The sequence below is a fragment of the Arthrobacter sp. NPDC056691 genome (genome assembly GCF_042791415.1).
Classification (GTDB): Bacteria; Actinomycetota; Actinomycetes; order Actinomycetales; family Micrococcaceae; genus Arthrobacter.
Genome location: NZ_JBHTXX010000003.1, coordinates 104,897 through 124,709, shown reverse-complemented (window position 1 = coordinate 124,709; position 19,813 = coordinate 104,897). Strand labels below are relative to the sequence as shown.

The 19,813-nt window shown below is 66.0% G+C and carries 19 protein-coding genes; 9 read left to right on the top strand and 10 right to left on the bottom strand.

The annotated features are described in order from the left end of the window. Window positions 1-3: 3 nt before the first annotated feature. Window positions 4-1,434 carry an amidase gene (locus tag ACFRAU_RS04135; RefSeq protein WP_377998917.1) on the bottom strand — a complete coding sequence of 477 codons (1,431 nt, stop codon included), beginning with the start codon at window positions 1,432-1,434 and terminating at the stop codon, window positions 4-6. A 180-nt stretch (window positions 1,435-1,614) separates the two neighbouring features. Between ACFRAU_RS04135 and ACFRAU_RS04130 the strand changes: the two genes are divergently transcribed. Then, the gene (locus tag ACFRAU_RS04130) at window positions 1,615-2,355 is read left to right on the top strand and encodes a maleate cis-trans isomerase (RefSeq protein WP_377998916.1); all 741 of its coding nucleotides are present in this window, start codon (window positions 1,615-1,617) and stop codon (window positions 2,353-2,355) included. Window positions 2,356-2,462: 107 nt separating this feature from the next. Here ACFRAU_RS04130 and ACFRAU_RS04125 read toward each other — a convergent pair whose 3' ends face one another. After that, the gene (locus tag ACFRAU_RS04125; protein WP_377998915.1) at window positions 2,463-3,200 is read right to left on the bottom strand and encodes an Asp/Glu/hydantoin racemase; all 738 of its coding nucleotides are present in this window, start codon (window positions 3,198-3,200) and stop codon (window positions 2,463-2,465) included. An 87-nt stretch (window positions 3,201-3,287) separates the two neighbouring features. Between ACFRAU_RS04125 and ACFRAU_RS04120 the strand changes: the two genes are divergently transcribed. After that, complete coding sequence (locus ACFRAU_RS04120) at window positions 3,288-3,746, top strand: RidA family protein (RefSeq protein WP_377998914.1); 459 nt, start codon at window positions 3,288-3,290, stop codon at window positions 3,744-3,746. 4 nt (window positions 3,747-3,750) lie between these two features. On the opposite strand, the gene ehuA is transcribed toward ACFRAU_RS04120, so the two are convergent. The 6 genes from ehuA to ACFRAU_RS04090 all read right to left on the bottom strand — a co-directional run bounded on the left by ehuA (window position 3,751) and on the right by ACFRAU_RS04090 (window position 9,114). Then, on the bottom strand, window positions 3,751-4,566 hold the full coding sequence (ehuA, locus tag ACFRAU_RS04115; RefSeq protein WP_377998913.1) for an ectoine/hydroxyectoine ABC transporter ATP-binding protein EhuA: 816 nt from the start codon (window positions 4,564-4,566) through the stop codon (window positions 3,751-3,753). Further along, complete coding sequence (ehuD, locus tag ACFRAU_RS04110; RefSeq protein ID WP_377998912.1) at window positions 4,550-5,206, bottom strand: ectoine/hydroxyectoine ABC transporter permease subunit EhuD; 657 nt, start codon at window positions 5,204-5,206, stop codon at window positions 4,550-4,552. The genes ehuA and ehuD overlap by 17 nt, the downstream gene beginning before the upstream one ends. Continuing rightward, complete coding sequence (ehuC, locus tag ACFRAU_RS04105) at window positions 5,203-5,901, bottom strand: ectoine/hydroxyectoine ABC transporter permease subunit EhuC (RefSeq protein ID WP_377998911.1); 699 nt, start codon at window positions 5,899-5,901, stop codon at window positions 5,203-5,205. The genes ehuD and ehuC overlap by 4 nt, the downstream gene beginning before the upstream one ends. Window positions 5,902-5,929: 28 nt before the next feature. Next, the gene (ehuB, locus tag ACFRAU_RS04100) at window positions 5,930-6,823 is read right to left on the bottom strand and encodes an ectoine/hydroxyectoine ABC transporter substrate-binding protein EhuB (protein ID WP_377998910.1); all 894 of its coding nucleotides are present in this window, start codon (window positions 6,821-6,823) and stop codon (window positions 5,930-5,932) included. 379 nt (window positions 6,824-7,202) lie between these two features. Beyond that, window positions 7,203-8,282 (bottom strand): TM2 domain-containing protein, encoded by a 1,080-nt coding sequence (locus ACFRAU_RS04095; protein ID WP_377998909.1) that lies wholly within the window; start codon window positions 8,280-8,282, stop codon window positions 7,203-7,205. 415 nt (window positions 8,283-8,697) lie between these two features. After that, entirely contained in the window at window positions 8,698-9,114 is a 417-nt protein-coding gene (locus tag ACFRAU_RS04090; RefSeq protein ID WP_377998908.1) for an ester cyclase, read from the bottom strand. A 183-nt stretch (window positions 9,115-9,297) separates the two neighbouring features. On the opposite strand from ACFRAU_RS04090, the gene ACFRAU_RS04085 reads away from it, so the two are divergent. From ACFRAU_RS04085 to ACFRAU_RS04055, 7 genes are all read left to right on the top strand, one after another. Further along, complete coding sequence (locus ACFRAU_RS04085; RefSeq protein ID WP_377998907.1) at window positions 9,298-9,588, top strand: YegP family protein; 291 nt, start codon at window positions 9,298-9,300, stop codon at window positions 9,586-9,588. Between the two features lie 113 nt (window positions 9,589-9,701). After that, entirely contained in the window at window positions 9,702-11,465 is a 1,764-nt protein-coding gene (locus ACFRAU_RS04080) for a RecQ family ATP-dependent DNA helicase (protein ID WP_377998906.1), read from the top strand. 139 nt (window positions 11,466-11,604) lie between these two features. Next, the gene (locus ACFRAU_RS04075; RefSeq protein WP_377997112.1) at window positions 11,605-12,312 is read left to right on the top strand and encodes a FadR/GntR family transcriptional regulator; all 708 of its coding nucleotides are present in this window, start codon (window positions 11,605-11,607) and stop codon (window positions 12,310-12,312) included. 242 nt (window positions 12,313-12,554) lie between these two features. Further along, a complete protein-coding gene (locus ACFRAU_RS04070; RefSeq protein WP_377999078.1) occupies window positions 12,555-13,970 on the top strand; it encodes an aspartate ammonia-lyase in 1,416 nt (471 codons plus the stop codon). 206 nt (window positions 13,971-14,176) lie between these two features. Then, a complete protein-coding gene (locus ACFRAU_RS04065) occupies window positions 14,177-15,457 on the top strand; it encodes a dicarboxylate/amino acid:cation symporter (protein ID WP_377998905.1) in 1,281 nt (426 codons plus the stop codon). Window positions 15,458-15,652: 195 nt separating this feature from the next. Then, on the top strand, window positions 15,653-16,408 hold the full coding sequence (locus ACFRAU_RS04060; protein WP_377998904.1) for an ArsR/SmtB family transcription factor: 756 nt from the start codon (window positions 15,653-15,655) through the stop codon (window positions 16,406-16,408). 161 nt (window positions 16,409-16,569) lie between these two features. Beyond that, window positions 16,570-17,766, top strand: coding sequence for a TerC family protein (locus ACFRAU_RS04055; protein ID WP_377997115.1), 1,197 nt, complete (start codon window positions 16,570-16,572; stop codon window positions 17,764-17,766). 21 nt (window positions 17,767-17,787) lie between these two features. Here the strand turns inward: ACFRAU_RS04055 and eda are convergent, their stop codons facing one another. Together eda and ACFRAU_RS04045 are read right to left on the bottom strand one after the other, a co-directional pair. Continuing rightward, window positions 17,788-18,417, bottom strand: a complete 630-nt coding sequence (eda, locus tag ACFRAU_RS04050) for a bifunctional 4-hydroxy-2-oxoglutarate aldolase/2-dehydro-3-deoxy-phosphogluconate aldolase (RefSeq protein ID WP_377998903.1) — start codon at window positions 18,415-18,417, stop codon at window positions 17,788-17,790. Next, window positions 18,410-19,795 (bottom strand): mannitol dehydrogenase family protein, encoded by a 1,386-nt coding sequence (locus ACFRAU_RS04045; RefSeq protein ID WP_377998902.1) that lies wholly within the window; start codon window positions 19,793-19,795, stop codon window positions 18,410-18,412. Before ACFRAU_RS04045 ends, eda begins: the two co-directional genes overlap by 8 nt. Window positions 19,796-19,813 lie beyond the last annotated feature (18 nt).

Genomic DNA, 19,813 nt, shown 5'->3' with positions numbered 1-19,813 from the left:
TCCTTATCTCCTGGTGGGGGCGGACAATGCCGCCTTGCTGGTGGGACGGTAGTGGTGCCAGTCGCTGGCATTCTGGTAGGCAGCAGCCGCGGAAAGCACGCGCGCGTCTCCGTGGCGCGGCCCCACGAACTGCAGCCCCATGGGCAGGCCGTCTGCGGTGAAACCGCAGGGAACGCTGACAGCGGGCTGCTGGGTGAGGTTGAAGGGGTAGGTGTAGGGCGTCCAGGACGTCCAGTCCTGCGACGCCGAGCCTTCCGGCACATCGCGTCCCGCTTCAAAGGCGGGGATGGGCAGGGTGGGCGTCACCAGGAGGTCATAACGCTCGTGCAGCAGCCCCATCTCCCGGCCCAGCTTCATTCGCACCGCGGTGGCGTCCAGGAAATCGCCGGCGCTAAATCCGGCGTGACGCTCCAGCGCCGCCGCGAGCAGCGGATCGATCTGCTCGGTGGCGCCCGGGCCATAGCCCTCCACCACTTTGGCGGCGCCGCTGAACCACAGCACGTGGTACGCGTCAACGGGATCGGACCAGCCGAGGTCGATCTCCTCCACCTCGGCAACGAGCCCGCGCAGCACCTGCACCGCGTTGCGGACGGCGGCGTCGACGTCGGGATCATTACTGCCGTAGCCAAGGTCGGGACTGAAGGCGATCCTGCACCCGCGGAGCCCTTCGCCGACGGCATCCAGGAACGAGCCCCTTGGGGCCGGCCCGGCGGACCAGTCGCGGGCATCGGGCTGCGACAGGATATCCATCATCAGCGCCGCATCCTCCACGCTGCGCGTGATGGGACCGGCGTGCGCAAGCGTACCGAAGGGACTGGCCGGGTACAGCGGAACTGTTCCGTAGGTGGGTTTGAAACCCACGACGCCGGTAAAGCCGGCGGGGATGCGGATGGAGCCGCCGCCGTCGGTCCCCACGGACCACGGGCCCATCCCCTGAGCGACCGCGGCGGCACTGCCGCCGCTGGAACCGCCGGAAGTGCGGGACAGGTCCCAGGGATTCCGGGTGATGCCGCACCGCGGGCTGTCCGTGACCCCCTTCCAACCGAATTCGGGGCTGGTGACCTTGCCCAGCAGGACGGCGCCGTTCTCCCGCAGCCGTGCGACAGCGGGCGCGTCCTCCGTCCACTCGGCGTTGGGTGAAGTAAGCCGGGACCCGCGCAGGGTGGGCCAGTCCTTGGTCAGGATCAGGTCTTTGATGGAGGTCGGCACGCCATCCGCCAGGCCCCGTGGCTCATTCCGGCGCCAGCGGGCCTCTGACTCCCGGGCCGCCTGCAGCGCCGCTTCTGGCTCGACGAGGCAGAAGGCATTGACGTCCTTGTCGTGCCGGTCGATCGAGTCCAGCGCCGCAACTGTGGCCTCCACGGGCGACACCTCGCCGGCGCGGTAGGCGGCCACCAGTTCCGTGGCGGTGGCCCATTCCAGTGCATCGATCACGTGCAAATCTCCCTGTCCGTCGCATGCCGTCCCTCGTGTGGTGCAGATAACACTGCGATCAGGCTATGTGCCGCGTCGTCTTATTGTCAACAATCCTACGTCTCTATCTTTTGCGGTTGGCAGTTCGTATGATTGTCCACAATCCGCGGGGAGGGTCCGCGGCACTGCAGAGGAGAATTTATGGAAGTCACCGTTGGCATGCTCTACCCCGGCTTCGGAGCCGAGGACGATTACCCGTACATGGAAGAACTCCTGGGCAGAGGCGTCAGCCTGCCGCTCGTCCACACCTCCGTGGGCGTGGATGCACACGAGGTGCAGGCACTGCTGGACCTCGGCAAGAGCGAAAGGCTCCTCGAAGGCGCGGAATCCCTGCGCGCCACCCTGCCCGACGCCGTGATGTGGGCCTGCACGTCCGGCAGCTTCGTCTTCGGCTGGGACGGAGCGCACCAGCAGGCCTTCGAGGTACAGGAGGCGCTGGGGGTTCCCGTCTCGTCCACGTCCCTCGCGTTCGTGGACGCCGCCCGCGCGCTGGGGCTGGAGCGCGTGGCCGTGGCCGCCACCTACCCTGAGGATGTCTCACGCCACTTCGCCACCCTGCTGGGGCACGGCGGCATAGAGGTGACCCAGCTGGTCAGCCACGACATCCCCACGGCAGCCCTGGCCGGCGAACTGGACCAGGCCGGAGTGCTGGACCTGGCGCGCAGCAACGACAGCCCTGCGGCCCAGGCCATCCTGATCCCGGATACCGCGCTGCACAGCGCCCGCTGGATAAACGAACTCGAGGACGTCCTCGGCAAGCCTGTTCTCACCGCCAACCAGGTCACGGTGTGGCAGGGCCTGCGACTGGCCGGCGCCCTGCGCCCGTGCGAGGCCCTGGGGCTCTTGTTCCGGCAGACGGCCGGCGTTCCCGCCGGGGCCTGATCCCAACGCCACAGCAGGAAGGCGGGCCCCTCCGGCAACGATGCCGGAGGGGCCGGCACGTCTTTCCACAGCACCCCCATCCATGGGGGCGCGCGGCCGCGGTGCGCTTACCGCGCCAGGAGCCGCTGCCCCGGACCCACCGCCAGCTTGCCTACACGCCGCAGGGAAGCCCAGGCGGTGACCTGGTTGGCTGACAGCACCGGCTTGCCCAGCTCTTCCTCCAGTGGGGCAATGATGTCGTACGTGGGAAGGTTGGTGCAGCTGATGAAGATGACATCGGCCTCCGGCACATCCGCCGCCCTGATCAGCTCGCTGGTGGTTCGGTAAGGCACTTCCCAGATGCCGCCACCCAGGCCCAGCCCGGCCTGCGCCACCACCGAGCGCCCCGCCTCCTCGAGGAAGTCACCCAGCCTGACCGTCAGCTCGGCGACGTAGGGCGTTACCACCACCACGCGCGAGGCATCCAGGAACTCGAGGGCCTCCAGCAGCGCCTCCGACGTACTGACGCCTTGTGCACCGCTGGCAGCCTCCATCACCTTGGAAATATGCCGGGCACCGGCCACGCCGTGGATGAAGCTGCCCGACGTGCATGCGTAGGCCATGACTTTCGGGCCCACGGCGCTCAGGTTCCGGGCGGCGGACCGGATGTCGCCGTCGTCGCTCACGTCCTCGGCCAACTCCAGGCCTACAGGCTCATCGACGAACGGCGTCCGCGTGAAGTAGAGGGAAACGTCCTCCGGCATCCAGCGCCACAGCTCCCTGTCCAGGGCCATGTCAAAGGGGCAGACCATGCCAATCCCCGTCCGTAGCGCCGGCCCCGGCGCGCTCTGCACGATACTCTCCATCCTTACTCCTCATTTAGTAGATTGTTGACAATAGTGTGTTCCGTGCCTAGTGTCCGTGATGACCCCACCCCTACCGGAGGAGCACCCATGGAGCATCACGAAAGCCCGCTTGCCGCCGTCGAACGTCATTTGCCTGACCCGCCGGTTCCGGTGGCCAACTATGTGCCGGTCCGGCAGGTGGGGAACCTTGTGTTCACTTCGGGGCAGACGCCCCACCGGAACGGCTCGCTGGCCGTCAGCGGCAAGCTGGGGCGGGAAGTCAGCATCGAACAGGGACAGCAGGCCAGCGCCGACGCGGTAATGAACTGCCTGTCCGCGCTCCGCCAGCACCTGGGTTCGCTGGACAGGATCGTGTCGGTGGTCAGCCTGACCGGCTACGTGGCCTCTGCCGAGGGCTTCACGGACCAGCCCGCGGTGATCAACGGCGCCTCCCTCCTCCTGGAGAAGGCCTTCGGCGACAAGGGGCGCCATGCCCGGGCCGCCCTCGGCGTTGCAGAGCTGCCCGGGCACGCACCCGTTGAGATTGCGCTGATTGTGGAGGTGTAACCGCTCAGTGCTGGAGCACGGCCCGGAGGAACGTCCGGGTCCGCTCCTGCTGCGGATCCTTGAAGATCTGCGACGGCGGCCCGCTCTCCACGGCTGCGCCATTGTCGAACATGACCACACGGTCCGAGATCTCCTCGGCGAACCGCATCTCGTGCGTGACCATCAGCATGGTCATGTCCGTGGTGTGCGCCAGGTTGCGGATGACGTTGAGCACCTCACCGATCAGCTCCGGGTCCAGGGCCGACGTCGGCTCGTCGAACAGCAGCACCTTGGGCCGCATGGCCAACGCACGGGCGATGGCCACGCGCTGCTGCTGGCCGCCGGACATCTGCGGCGGGGTGTGGTTCATGTGTTTGCCCAGCCCCACCAGGTTGAGGAGCTCGGCAGCCCGCTCACGGGCCTCGGCCTTGTCCATTCCCAGTACGTGGATGGGCGCCTCGATGACATTTTCCATCGCCGTCATGTGCGGGAAGAGGTTGAACTGCTGGAACACCATGCCGATCTTCCGGCGGGTGGCGCGCAACTGCTTCGTTTCCCGCACCTTCTGGCCAGCCGTGACGTCCCACAGCGTGTCGCCGTCGACGGTGACGAGCCCTTCACTGGGGGTCTCGAGCGTCATGAGGATGCGGAGGATCGTCGTCTTGCCGGAGCCTGACGGGCCGATGATGGACACCTTCTCCCCCGGCGCGACTTCGAAGTTGAGGGATTTCAGGACCTGGTTGGACCCCCAGTTCTTGCTGACGTTCCGGAACCGGACAATCGTGTCCGGCGCCACTCCGACGGCGGCGGGCAGGGGTTGGGGTTCAGTGCTGGGGCGCATAGCGCCGCTCCAATCTGTTGACGAGCCGGGAGGCCGGGTAACTGATGGCCAGGAAGAGCAGGGCGGCCATGGTGAGCGGCTCCAGGTAACGGAAGTTGGAGGTTCCGATTGCCTGGGCCGTTGCCATCAGCTCCACCACCGTGATGGCTGACAGCACGGCGGAGTCCTTGAACATCTGGATGAGGTAGTTGCCGAGCATGGGGACCACGGTGCGGATGGCTTGCGGGAGGATGATCCTGCCCCAGGTGCGCAAACCGGGAAGGCTCAGCGCCGTTGCCGCCTCCCATTGGCCCTTGGGCACACCCTGGATTCCGCTGCGGTACACCTCTGCCATGTACGCGCTGTAGTTGATGCCGATCACCACCAGGCCGGTGGTGAAGGCATCAAAGCTGATGCCGTAGGCGGGCAGCACGAAGAACGCGCAGTAGGCCTGGACCAGCAGCGGCGTTCCGCGGACGAACACCACGAAGAAGGACAGCACGGGTGAAAGCACCGGGATGGCAAGCCTCCTCAGCACGGCGAAGGCCAGGCCAAGGACGGCCGCGAGCAGAGTGCCCAGCAGCGTGATCTGGACGGTGACCCACAGCCCGTCCAAAAGGAGCGGGAACACCGAGATGGCAAAATCGTTGTCCCAGATCATGCGGCACCCACCTTCATCAGACGGCTTTCCTTCCGTTGGGCGGCGAGCGCCTTCCGGTCCAGCGCGAAGCGGCGTTCAAGCCAGCCGGTGAGCAGCGTCAGCAGGCAGGACAAGGCGAAGTACATCACCAGGATGGTGAGGAAGACCGCCGTCGTCTGTCCCGTGGTGCTGCGGACCATCTGGGCGCGGAAGGTCAGGTCCGCCACGGTGACCAGGGAGACCAGGGACGTGTTCTTCAGCAGGTCCACCATGACGTTGCCGAACGGCGGCAGCATGGCGGGAATGGACTGCGGAATGATGATCCGGCGCAGGCGCAGTGCCGGTTCCATGCCGAGGGCGATGCAGGCCTCGGTCTGCCCCTTGGCCCGGCTGGCGATGGCGCCGCGCACCACCTCCGCGGCGTAGGCACCCTCGTTCAGGCCAAGAGCCAGGACCGCGGCGGTCAGCGGATGGAGCTGGATGCCGAAGAACGGCAGGGCGAAGAACAGCCAGAACATCTGCACCAGCAGTGACGTCCCCCGGAAGACTTCGATGAAAACTCCGGCCGGCCAGCGAACGAGGCGGTGGCTGGACAGGCGCGCCAGCCCGGCCGCGAAGGCGACCACCAGGCAGAGGGCCCCGCTGAGCACGGTCACCAGGATGGTGGTCAGCAATCCCTGCCACAGCAGCGGCGCGTATTCGATCACCGCGGACATTCCGCGCTCCCCTTTCCGGCAGCCCGGATCATCCCGCGGTCTTGCATAGCTCCTCGGCGGTGACGCCCTGAACCACCGTCGCGTCAAAGCCCCACTTCGTGAGGATCGCGGCAAACTCGGGGGTCTTCTTGAACGCCGCGAGCTCCTTGTTGTAGGCCTCATGGAAGGCGGAATCGGCCTTCCGGAAAGCGGCCCCCGAACCAGTGCGGGGGGCGTCGTCCACCGGCTTGCTGACGTCGAAGCTTGCATCATCCTTCGCCAGGGCCTGAAGCGACAGCGTGGGCAGCATGAAGGCGTCGGCCCGGTTGGCCCTGAGCGCCTCGAGGCCGCTGCGGCCGTCATTGATCTTGACCTGCTGCGATGCGGGGACATTGGCCGCCTTGAGCACGCCCTCCTCGAAGCCACCGGGCAACACCGCGATCCGGAGGGACTTGTCCGCCAGCACGTTGGCAACAGAGGTGATGCCCTTCGGGTTTCCCTTGGGCGTGGCGAAGGATTCCGTTGACACGATGACGGGCTCCGAATAAAGGACCTGCCCGCAACGGGACTGCTTCATGAAGAGGCCCGCTGCAATGACGTCCCAGCGGTTCGCGTTCAACCCAGGAATCATCGACTCGTACGGCGTGACGATGCCCTGGACGTCGCCGATGCCGAGGCGCTTGCACACGGCCCGCAGCACATCGGGCTCACAGCCGGTCACTTTTCCGTCGGCGCTGACCTGGGTGTACGGCGGTTCGTTGGCGATGCCGACGCGGAGGAAGCCCTGCGACTTCGCCGTCTCCAGCAGGTTGGTCGCAGCACCGGAGGCAGGGCCGCCGACGGCGACGCTGGAGCAGCCCGTGGCCCAGCCGGCCACCGTTGCTCCAAGGACCGCGACTCCTGCGCCGCGCAGGACGCTCCGCCGTGAAATGTTGCCAGTCATATGTACTCCATTCGCCCGGCGATGCCGGGGTTAGCGGGGATTCCCACACCGCGTGACGTGGGTTACATAAAACCTAGAAGTCGCGTGTACTATTGTCAACAATCAGAATGTAAAATCTGGATGGCAGCCATGCTTCGAGTCAAAAGAGGATCCGCACCGCACACCAAAGTAGCGAGCAGTAGTTTTATGTGTTGGTTGGGAGTAACAGAAAAAAAGAGATCGAAGGTCTGGGCGTCCTACCCTTATTAGGCACTGCGTGAGTGTTAACCAATGAATTTTCTGGAACACATATTCCCTGGCCCCAAAGGGCTCGCAGTTGTTGTCGTTTTGACACCCCAAAACGACAACAACTGCGAGCTACTTGGGATGCGGGGGACCGCTACTTCGCGGTGATGGTCCAGTCGCCGTCGGAGTTGACCTGGATGAAGCCCGGGGTGAGCTTCACGGTGCCGCTGTAGTCACCGATCTTGTTCACGGCCAGCTCCGGAACCTCACTGCCGAAGCCCTGCACTACGAAGTTGCTTTCGCCCTTGTTGGTGATGGCTGCCTTGTCGGTGGCCACGTCCCAGTACAGGACCCTGTCGCCGTGGCCGGTGACCTTGTCCGTGGAGGAGGGAACGCTGTCGATGTCCTCGATTTTCAGTGTCCAGGCGGAATCGGCGCTGACGTTGAACTCCGTGGTGGGCGCGCCCGCGCTGGTGTCCACGAGGTGCGAACCGGCGTAGGCGCCCGTGGTGTTGACCAGCAGTATCTCGGCGCCGTTGGTTTCCAGGACGGTGTTGCCGCTGCAGGCCTTGCAGGTGAAGGTCACCACGGCGGGAAGTCCCTTGAGATCAACCGACTTGACGGCGTCGCCCGTGCCCGTCAGCGTCCGGGCCTCCAGGTGCTGCCGGTCTTCCCCGGCAGCTGCTTCCTCGGTGGTCTCCGGCGCCGCCGGTGAACCCGCGGCGCTCTCCTGCGTGACAGGTGCGGCCGAGATGATCGGCGGGGTGGCGGCCTGCCGGACCACAGCCGCAGCGGCGATCCCGCTGAACACGCCAACCACCAGGTTGACCACCAGAAGGACCACCGTGACCACAACGGCCACCGTCTTGTGCTGCGCATACCCTGCCAGCGGCCGGCCGTTCTTGTCCGTCTGCTTCCCGGCCAGCGTCATGATCAGGTCCACGAGCGACCAGACGCCGACACCGCCCAGCGTCAGCAGCTTGGCAATGCCCGTGCCGATCTTGCCGAGGTAGAAGCGGTCCACGCCCAGGCCGCCAAGGAGCAGTGCGAACAGCCAGGTGACCAGGAAGGACTTCTGCGGTTCTGCCCCGTACTGCCCGGGGAACGCCCCGTACGGCCCCGGATACGCCTGCCCAGCGTTCTGCCCGTCCAGCAACTGCCCGTTCGCATACTGCGGCGCGCCGTAGGTGGTGTAGTCGGAGGGCGGCGGCGGGGTTGGGCCGGGGTGGCTCATTGCGGTCCTTTCAGGGCAGGCGACAGCAGGGGTCGCCGAGGTGGCGGAGGGAGAAAGAGGTGGGCAGTGCGGAAGGGGGTGGTGCGGAAAAGGGGTGGGGCGAGCGGATAATCCTCCTGCCAAACCATCGCCCGGGTGGGCGGAGATTTGCGGTGGATGACACGTCGCGTGACAGCGGGCACATGGCTTCAAAAAGCCCGTTACCTTACGGCTTTATGGTTTGCACATCTGCTGCTGTCCCCCAGTTTGACGCTTTGGCGTCACCGCCCCCTGAAGGGATAATACAGGGCTTCCGGAGGGCAGGCCGGGACGCCACGGCGCGTCCCCAGAGACGCGCCGGAAAGACGTTCGACGACGGCGGCGGCCGCCCGCCGTCGTCGTGCCTTAGTTCCCGAAACGGGCAGCTATTGCGGCCCTACTTCGGCGCAGCTCCGATCTGCTGCATGAGGCTCAGCGTGTCCGTCGATCCCCAGTGCTCGGCGACCTTGCCGTCCTGCACGCGGATGATGTCGATGCCCGAGAATTCCACCGACTTGCCAGAGGCCGGGATCCCCGCGAACTCGCCCTGGTGCGTTCCGGTCAGGATCACGTGGGCCGCCTCAAGGTCCCCGTCGGCGAGCGCCGGCTCGCTGGTCTTGACCGCGAGGTCCGGGAACGCCGTCCGCACCGCGTTCACATAGAACTTCACGCCCTCCTTGCCCGGGGGCTGGCCGGGAAAACCCTCCTCGTGGTCGACGACGTCGTCCGCCACTATCTCGTCGATGATCGCCAGATTGCCGCCCGTCAGCACCTCATCGTAAAAACGATTGATCAGTCCGTTTCCGCCAGCCATCTCCGTCTCCTTTGAGGTTGTGGCTGTATATGGCAGTTGCATTGTCCTCCTGCCCGGAGGGGGCTTCAATGGCCAGTTGCTTAAGGAATCAGGCGGCCATCCCGGGGGTCCTTCCGGGCGGGAAAGGTCCAAAATGGGGTATGGGAGACATGCCAAAACCAGCAACGAACGAAGGGGTTTGCCATGGCCGGCTACTTTGAAATCACCGACGCCCCGGACGGCGGCTTCCGCGTCAGGCTTCTGGACGGGACGGGAACGCTGGTGGCGATCTCGGTCAAGTACCCCACCAAAGAGGCTGCCGTCGCAGGGATTTCCTGGACCAGGGAGGTGGCCGGGACCGGCCTCATCCGCGACATGAGCCGGGGCGGCCACGGGGAGATCATCATCCCCAAGTCCAGGGTTGCCCATGCGACCACGAGAATCCACTCCCATACCCGGTTCCAGACCACGGCCAGAGGGGTCCATTCCCGCTGACCGGACGCGTGGGGCCTGGCCGACGGGGACATGACGGCGGCCGGACCTCACACTAGGCTGGGTTCCACGGCTGAAGACACCCGGCCTCGGAACGCCCCTACGGAGCTGCCGCCATGACCGACGCCCTCGCCCCCAGTGCCGGAAGCCCCGGCGACGGAAGCCCCGCAGCCGAAGCCACCCTGCGCCGCATCGCCGCCGACAGGCTCGGCCTCCCCCACCTCCGGGACGGCCAGCTCGCCGGGATGACTGCCCTGGCTGCCGGCCGGGACGTGCTCGCGGTGATGCCCACGGGCTACGGCAAGTCAGCCATCTACCAGGTGGCCGCCCTGTTCCTCCACGGTGGCCACGAAAGCGCGAAGCACCCCGACGACCCCGCGGCCGACAGGGCAAGGCGCGGTCCCGCCGTCGTGGTTTCCCCGTTGATTGCGCTGCAGGAGGACCAACTGGACGGCCTGCTGGAGGACCTGGGCGGGGAGTCCGCCGTCGCCATCAACTCGGGGCGGAAGGACTCCGAGGTTGAGGACGCGTGGGAGGCGGCCGGGCGGGGTGAGGCCGCGTTCCTCTTCCTCGCCCCTGAGCAGCTGGCCAAGGCCGAGACGGTGGAGCGGCTGGCGGCCATGGACGTGGCGCTGTTCGTGGTGGACGAGGCCCACTGCGTCTCTTCCTGGGGGCACGACTTCCGCCCCGACTACCTGCGGCTGGGCGAGGTGCGCAGGCAGCTCGGCCATCCTCCCGTCGCCGCGCTGACCGCCACCGCCTCTCCCCCGGTCCGCGACGAGATCCACCAGCGACTGTGCATGAAGGATCCGCTGGTGCTGGTCCACGGTTTCGACCGCCCCAGCATCCGGCTCGGCGTGGTGCGGCACGTCGGGGACCGGGACAAGCAGCGTGCCGTGGTGGAGCAGGCCGCCGAACTTCACGCCGGGCTCAAGGGTCCCGGCCTCCTTTACGCCGCGACGCGCAAGGACACGGAATCCTACGCGTTGGATCTGACCGGGCGCGGGCTTCGGGCCGAGGCTTACCACGCCGGCCGGAAGCAGAGCGAGCGGGACGAGGTGCACGAGCAGTTCCTCGACGACGAACTGGATGTGGTGGTGGCCACCACCGCGTTCGGCATGGGCATCGACAAGCCCAACGTCCGCTTCGTGATCCATGCCGACATCCCCGAGTCCCTCGACGCCTACTACCAGGAGATCGGGCGCTCAGGCCGCGACGGGCAGCACGCCTCCGCCGTTCTCCACTACCGGCCGGAGGACCTCGGCCTGCGCAAGTTCTTCGGTACCCACAAGCCGGACGAGGACGCGCTGCTCACCGTCCTCACCGCCCTGCGTGCCGCGGACGGTCCGGTCACCCAGAAGGCGCTCGCCGAGCAGACCGGCATCCCGGCCCGCCGGCTGACCGGGCTGCTGAATGAGTTGCAGGAAACCCGCTCCGTGAAAACCGGCAAGCGCGGTGTCCGGCTGGAAGCCGGCGCCAGGCTGCCCAAGGTGGTGGAACACGCCGTCGAACTCGCCGAAGCACGCCAGCGCGTGGACCGCTCCCGGATCGAGATGGCGCGCGGCTACGCGGAGACGGACGCCTGCCGGCGCCAGTTCCTGCTGGGCTACTTCGGCGAGGACCTGCCCGAGCCCTGCGGCAACTGCGATAACTGCGCCGACGGTTCCGCGTACGAGGAGGATTACGACGACGGCGCCGCGGCGGCCGCTGGCGGGGAACCGTTCCCCCTCCAGGCCGCCGTGGTGCACAAGGAATGGGGCGCCGGCATCGTGATGCGGCACGAGGAGGACGTGATCACCGTGCTCTTCGAGCAGGAGGGTTACAAGACGCTCTCCCGCGGGGCCGTAACGGACGGGAAGCTGCTGACCCTGGCGACGTGACGCCGTCGTACGCCTTTCCCCGCCAAGTATGTAGCAGATCAGGGCGTTTTCAGCGCTGGGAACGCCCTGATCTGCTGCTTACTTGGGTCTCCACGGCGGCACGTTGACAGGCCCTCGTGACGCGTGCCATATTGATTGCATGAACCTGTTGGACAGCTGGACAGTTGGACAAGAAAAAGTAGTGCGGGTCGGTGCGGCCGAAGCCGTGTTCGCATCTCTTCGAAACGCCATTGAAGCCGGCAAGATCCCTGTGGGTGCACGGCTGGATTCCGAGGCTTCCCTGGCCCAGCTCTACGGGGTAAGCCGATCCATGGTCCGTGAAGCACTGAAGTCGTGCAATGCGCTCGGTCTGACGGCAACGTTCACGGGCAAGGGCACCTTCGTCATCGCGGACCGGGTTGTGCAGGACCTGAAGCTCGGCAAGTATTCCGCCCGGGACCTGGTGGAGGCGCGGCCCCACATTGAAGTACCTGCCGCTGCCCTTGCCGCCGAACGCCGGACTGCTGAAGACGTGGAGGCACTACGCGAAATTCTCGAGGCCATGTCGGACGAAGACGATCTCCAGCAGTGGATCCTTCTTAACGCTGAATTCCACGCCACCATCGCCCGGTGTAGCGGCAACGGCGTCTTTGTGGGCGTCCTGACGGACATCCGCGAAGCCATGGGCGACCAGTCGAATACCCTGAACCTCGTAGCTGACCGGCGCAAGGAATCCGACCGGGAACATGCCCGCATTTTCGCTGCCATTGAACGCGGGTCCGCGCAAGAAGCGTCGAGGGCCATGACGCGCCACCTGCACGGGGTGGAGTGCGCGTTGGGCAGCCTCGTGCCCGGCGGCGAGAACTGACCGACGATCGCCGTCTCTGATACGTCCGCGCTGCCCATGCCGCGGCGCTGACCGCGGCCGGCGGTAGCCTCAATTTGGATTGCCCCAGGGCCACTCAGCTGCCGCCATGGCCATGCCCGGTCGCTGCGCAACTCGAAACGCTACTATTCCCGCATTTGCGCTCGGCATGCCATAGACCATGCCCACAGCACACCTATTTTGCCGTCCAATCCCGTCAACGAAGCCGTGAGGACCCCTTGACCATCACCATCCCCGCCCCTGACCTGGCTGTCCGTTCCGAGCATGATCTGCTCGGTGACCGTGACATCCCCGCCGCCGCGTACTGGGGCGTGCACACCCTCCGCGCCGTGGAGAACTTCCCCATCACCGGACAGCCGCTCTCCACCAACATGCACCTGGTCCGCGGCCTCGCCGCCGTCAAACTCGCCGCCGCCCGCACCAACCACGAACTCGGCCTCCTGGACCCCGAACGGGCCGCCGCCATCGAAACCGCCTGCACCGACGTCATGAACGGGCACCTGGCCGACCAGTTCGTCGTCGACGTCATCCAGGGCGGCGCCGGAACCTCCTCAAACATGAACGCCAACGAAGTCATCGCCAACCGGGCACTGGAAATCCTCGGCCACCCCAAAGGCGACTACACCCGCCTGCACCCCAACGACCACGTCAACCTCTCCCAGTCCACCAACGACGTCTACCCGACAGCGGTGAAACTCGGCACCATCTTCGCCGCCCGCGAACTCCTCTCAGCCCTCGCCGAACTCGAAGAGGCCTTCGCCGCCAAAGCCCTCGAATTCCGCACCGTCGTCAAAATGGGCCGCACCCAACTCCAGGACGCCGTCCCCATGACCCTCGGCCAGGAATTCGGCACCTACGCCGTGACCATCGGCGAGGACCGGCTCCGCCTGGCCGAAGCCGACCTGCTCATCCACGAAATCAACCTCGGCGCCACCGCGATCGGCACCGGCCTGAACGCCCCCGCCGGCTACGCCGACACCGCCTGCCGGCACCTGGCCGACATCACCGCACTGCCCCTCGTCACCGCCGTGGACCTCATCGAGGCCACCCAGGACGTCGGCGCGTTCGTGCACCTCTCCGGCGTGCTCAAACGCGTCGCCGTCAAACTCTCCAAAATCTGCAACGACCTCCGCCTGCTCTCCTCCGGCCCCCGAGCCGGCCTCGGCGAGATCAACCTTCCCGCCGTGCAGTCCGGATCCTCCATCATGCCCGGCAAAATCAACCCGGTCATCCCCGAAGTCGTCTCCCAGGTCGCCTACGAGGTCATCGGCAACGACGTCACCATCACCATGGCCGCCGAAGCCGGCCAGCTCCAGCTCAACGCCTTCGAACCGGTCATCGTCCACAGCCTGCACAAGAGCATCACCCACCTCGAAGCAGCCTGCCGCACCCTCACCACCCGCTGCGTCCGCGGCATCACCGCCAACACCGAACACCTCCGCCTCACCGTGGAACAATCCATCGGCCTGGTCACCGCCCTCAACCCCCACCTCGGCTACACCACCGCCACCGCCATCGCCCAGGAAGCCCTCGCCACCGGCCGCGGCGTCGCCGAACTCGTCCTCGAACACGCCCTGCTCACCGAAACCCAGCTCCAGGAACTCCTCAGCCCCGAACGCCTGGCCAACCTCAGCAAATAATCCCCACCTGCCGGGTTCCCGCAACCGCCGGTTGAGCCCGCCGAACCCAGGTCAAGCTCAACCAACGACCCCAGCCCCGCCCGATCAGGGCGCCGGGGCACGCCGTCGTGCCCAAAATCCCAACCGACCACGGAGAAAACGGAACCCGATGACGAGATCCGTTCCAACACCGGGCCCCAGGCCCGGCCGCTACGCAAGGACTGAGTATGAAAAACAAATCAACAATGTGGATTCTGGCAGCGCTCGTGTTCGGAATCCTCAGCGGCCTGCTATTCCACTGGCTCCTGCCGGGTGACGCGCGCGAATCCGTCGTGACTGTCCTCGACACCGTCACGCACATGTTCCTGAACCTCATCAAGATGATCATCGCCCCGCTCATCTTTGCCACTCTGGTCTCCGGCATCGCAGGAGCGGCCAAATCCGCCGGGGTGGGCAAGCTCTTTGGCCGCTCGATGATCTGGTTCCTGTCCGCCTCGGCCCTGGTGGGCGCCTTCGGTTTCATCACGGCCCACGTACTCAACGTCGGTGACGGCCTCCATCTGGTGCCGGGCGGTGGCGCGGGGATGGAAACGAAGGCCCTCGATTACCAGGAGTTCATCACCCACATCATCCCCACCAGCGTTTTCGCCGCCCTCACGGAAAACAACCCGCTCCAGATCCTCGTCTTCGGCGCCCTCTTCGGCATCGCGCTGCTGAACCTTCGGAAGAAGGGCCGCTCCTCCATTGCTGATGCCATCGATGAGCTGATGGGCGTCATGCTGAAGGTCACCGGGTATGTGATGCTGGCGGCACCCGTGGGCGTATTCGCCGGCATCGCGGCAGCGTTCACCGCACAGGGCCTCGACGCGTTTGCCACCTACGCATCATTCATCGGCGGCTTCTACGTCTCCCTCTCCGCCCTGTGGGTCATCATGGTCGGCGTCGCCGTCGCATTCCTTGGACGGGCCGCCTTCCGCCTGGTCCGGATAGTCCGTGAGCCCATGGTCATCGCGTTCGCCACGTCCAGCAGTGAAGCCGCCCTGCCCAAGCTCATTGAAGGCCTCACCAGGTTCGGCATCGAGAAGCGCACCACTGGTTTCGTATTGCCCTTGGGTTACTCGTTCAACGTTGACGGTTCCATGATGTACATGACCTTCGCATCGGTGTTCCTGATCAACGCCTACGGCATCGATATGGATCTGGGCCAGCAGATCGCGATGACCGCAATGCTCCTGCTCAGCAGCAAAGGCATGGCCGGCGTGCCGCGCGGCTCGCTCGTGGTGGTCGCCGCCGTCGTCCCTGCCTTCGGCATCCCTGCCGCAGGCATTGGTGTCCTGCTGGTGATCGATCAACTGCTGGACATGGGCCGCACCGCAACCAACATCCTGGGAAATGCCATCGCCACCGCAGTCATCGGCCGGAATCACGACAAGGTTGCGCCCCAAGAGGCCCCGCTCCCGGAGCGGGACGAGCAGGACGCCAAGGTGCTGGAGACATCGATTCACTGATGGGCTGGCCCAGCTGGCCGAGCCTGTGCCGATTCAGCAACGCACCGCCGCAGGCATCACGGGATGAAGCCCCCGACTAGGTAGCACATCAGGGCGTTCCCAGCACTGGGAACGCCCTGATCTGCTACTTAGTGGGGCGGCCACGAGTCTTCGGACCGTTGACATGTGACTAAATGGTCACCTATCGTTAATCCCGTGGACGCCGTATTCAAGGCCCTCGCCGACCCCATCCGCCGGGACCTGCTGGACGCGCTCTTCCGCGAGGACGGCCAGACCCTGGGTGCCCTGGAGGCGCGGTTCCAGATCACCCGTTTCGGCGTCATGAAACACCTGAGGATCCTGGAGGAAGCCGGCCTCGTGGTGACCCGGCGCCGCGGCCGCGAGAAACTGCACTTCCTCAATCCGGTGCCCATCAGGCTCGTCCACGACCGGTGGGTGAGCAAATATGCAGAACCATGGGCCGCTGCGCTCAGCGACCTCAAGACCCGATTGGAAAGTCCCATGGAAAAGATTTTCGAAATCTACATCAAGACCACTCCGGAACGGCTCTGGGAGGCCATCACGGACAGCGATATCCGCAGCAAGTACCAGTTCGGGAACACGCTGAAGTCGGACTGGACGCCGGGCTCCCGCTTCGAGATGGGCAACCCCAAGGCCGGGGAACTCCTGGGCGAGGGCGAAAACCTGGAGGTCGATCCCCCGCGCCGGCTGGTGCAGACCATGCGCGCGCTCTGGGGCGAGGACGTCAAGGCAGAGGGCACCTCCCGGGTCACCTGGGAGATCGAGCCCGTGGGCGAGGACTCCTGCCACCTCACTGTCACGCACGACCAGCTCCGCGAAGGCGCCAACGAACAGCTCTACGGCGGCTGGCCGATGATCCTCTCCGGATTGAAGACCTGGATCGAGACCGGGCAGCAGCTCACCACGCCGGGCTCGCTGATGTACGGCTGAGCAGGGACCCGGTCAGGCACCCCAGCCCCCGCCTGCCCAACTGACTCGCATTTGTTGTCGTTTTGAGCCTTGAAAACGACAACAAGTGCGAGTCAGTTGGGGAAGGCTGGGTAGGGTTGATTCCAAGCGCTCCCCCGAATCACATTCAGGAAAGAGGCAGCATGGAAGTTCCCCCTATCGTCTGGATCCTCACGATCGCCGGAATCGTCGCGCTCCTGGCCTTCGATTTCTTCTTCCACGTCCGCAAGGCACACACCCCGTCCCTGAAGGAATCCGCCACGTGGTCGGCCATCTATGTGGGCATGGCCCTCGTGTTCGGCCTCGGCATCTGGCTCTTCGGCGGCTCCAAGATGGGCACCGAGTACTTCGCCGGCTATGTGACGGAGAAGGCGCTGTCCGTGGACAATCTCTTCGTCTTCCTCATCATCATGGCCAGCTTCAAGGTGCCCCGCGCCGACCAGCAGAAGGTGCTCCTGTTCGGCATCGTCTTCTCGCTGCTCGCCCGGACCGGCTTCATCTTCCTCGGCGCCGCCCTGATCAACAGCTTCGCCTGGGTGTTTTACATCTTCGGGCTGATCCTGCTCATCACCGCCGGCAACCTGCTCAAGCCGGACAACCACGACGACGACAGTGAAACCCTGGTGGTCCGGCTCGCCAGGAAATTCCTGCCCGCCTCCGAGCATTTCGACGGCGACAAGCTCTTCACCGAGGTTGACGGCAAGAGGGTCCTCACCCCGATGCTCCTGGTGATGGTGGCCATCGGCGCGACGGACATCCTCTTCGCGCTCGACTCCATTCCGGCCATCTTCGGCCTGACGCAGAACGTGTTCATCGTGTTCACGGCGACCGCGTTCTCGCTCATGGGCCTGCGGCAGCTGTTCTTCCTGATCGACGAACTCCTCGACCGCCTCATCTACCTCTCCTACGGCCTTGCCGCCATCCTTGGCTTCATTGGGGTGAAGCTGATCCTGCACGCCCTGCACGAGAACAACCTGCCGTTCATCAACGACGGCGAACACGTGAACGTCCTCGAGATCAGCACCGGCCTGTCGCTCACCGTGATCCTCGGCGTACTCGCCGTCACCATCATCGGGTCCCTGCTCAGCCCCAAGGGCAAAGCCAAGACCATGGTCTCGGGCGCGAAGCGGCACGCCACCACCTACGTGGACCTCAACTACGAGACGGACATTGCCGAACGCGAGCGGATCTTCGACAAGCTGGTCCGGGAGGAGCAGGAACTGAAGAAACTCCCGGAGAAGTACAAGCGGCTCATCCGGAACGAAACCGAGTTCATGGACCTCATCCGCCAGGCCCACACTGAGCACGACCAGGCACTCGAGCGCGCCGGCGAGAAATAGCCCTCAAACAGCAACGCGGAGTCAGCCGTCAGCCAGCCGTGCCGCTTCCCGCGCCAGGTCAGTGATCCGCTGCCAGTCCCCACTTTCGACGGCGGCGCGCGGCGTCAGCCAACTTCCCCCGACGCAGCTGACGTTGGGCAGCTTGAGGTAGTCCGGCGCCGTCGCCAGGCTGATGCCGCCGGTGGGGCAGAACGTCACCTGCGGGACGGGTGCGCCGATGGCCGCCAGGTACGACGGTCCGCCGGCAGGGCCTGCCGGGAAGAACTTCATGGTGTCCAGCCCGCGTTCCAGCACGGCCATCACCTCGCCCACCGTGGCCACGCCCGGAAGTACCGGAAGCCCGAGGGACAGCATGTGGTCCAGCAGCGACGGCGTCACGCCGGGGCTGACCAGGAACTGCGCGCCCGCGGCCACGGCGGCGTCGGCCTGGCCGGGCGTGAGGATGGTGCCCGCGCCCACCAGGATGTCCGGGACCTCGTTGGCGATCGCCTTCAGCGAGGTGAGCGCCGTGTCGGTCCGCAGGGTGAGCTCGATGATCCGGACGCCGCCGTCCGCCAGGGCCCGGGCAACGGGAACCGCGTGCTGAGGCTCCTCGATGGTCACCACGGGGATGACCGGGGAAACGTTCAGAACGCTGGTGGCGTCAGCCATGGTTGATCTCTTTTCTCAGGCCGTCCAGCCCGTGCGTGTCGATAATGCTGTACCAGTGGATGAGGAGGCCGGCGAATCCGGCGTGCGCTCCGAGTTCGGGCTCGAAGACACTGCGGCAGCCCAGCAGCGCGGGGACCACGACGGCGGCGGACCGCGATGCCGGCAGGGCGGCGTGGAGTTCGGCGGCCAGCGGATCGTCCAGTTCGTCTGCCGGCGTGGTGGCCACGTGCCGCATCCAGGCAGCGACGGCGAGCGCCGCCCACCGCGGTTCGCGGCCGGCGTCGAGGTTTCCGCGCACGGTGCTGAGCAGGCGCAGGCCGATCTTCTGTGACCCGTCACTGCCCACCTTGGCCGTGGTGTGGCCGAGCGCGGGGTTGGCGAAGCGCTTCAAAACCTGGGCGCAGTACTCATCCGCGTCGAGCCCTTCCGGGAGCTGGATGGTGGGCAGGACGTCCTCGGCCATCATGCGCCGGGCAGCGGTGAAGAACGCGTCATCCCCCACGGCGTCGCTGATGGTCTCCTTGCCGGCGGCGAGGCCGAGGTACGCCAGCAGCGAATGGCTCGCATTCAGCAGCCGCAGCTTGGCCGCCTCCCAGGCCGCCACGTCGCTGCTGAACAGGGCGCCGGCGTCCTCCCAGCGCGGGCGGTCCGCGGCAAAGTTGTCCTCGATGACCCACTGCATGAACGGCTCGGCCACCACGGCGGCCTCGTCGCGCAGTCCAAGTTCACGTTCGACGGCGTCCAGGTCACCCGCCGTCATGGCCGGCACCATCCGGTCCACCATGGTGCTGGGAAACGTGACGTTCGCGTCCAGCCAGGTGGTGAGTGGTTCGGCTTCCTCGCGCGGCAGTGCGGCGGCGAAGGCGTGGACCAGTTTCCGGGTCAGTTCGCCGTTTCCGGGAAGGTTGTCGCACGAGACCACGGTGATCGGCCCGGCGCCGGTTCGCGAACGCTGCTGGAGCCCCCGGGCGATCTGCCCGATGGCCGTGAGCGGGGCACGGCCATCCAGGTCAGCCTGAACTTCCGCATCCTCAAGATTGAGCGAGCCGGTGCGGGGATCGATCCGGTAGCCCTTCTCCGTGATGGTCAGCGTGACCACCAGCGTCTCCCGCGCGGCGATACGGTCCACCACAGCGGCCGGGTTGTCCCGTCCGGAGACGGCGTTAACGATGCTGGACACCACGCGGAGCGGCGCCGCACCTTCTCCCCGCTCCGTCACTGTGAAGAGCCCGTCCTGCGGAGCGAGCTGCCGCGCCACAGTGTCCGAGCGCTGCGTTACGCCCGTGATCCCCCAATTGGGTTCTCCGCTGGCCAGCATGGCGTTCTCGGTGAAGACGGCGGTGTGGGCGCGGGCAAAGGCGCCCAGGCCCAGGTGCACGATGCCGGGCTTGAGTTT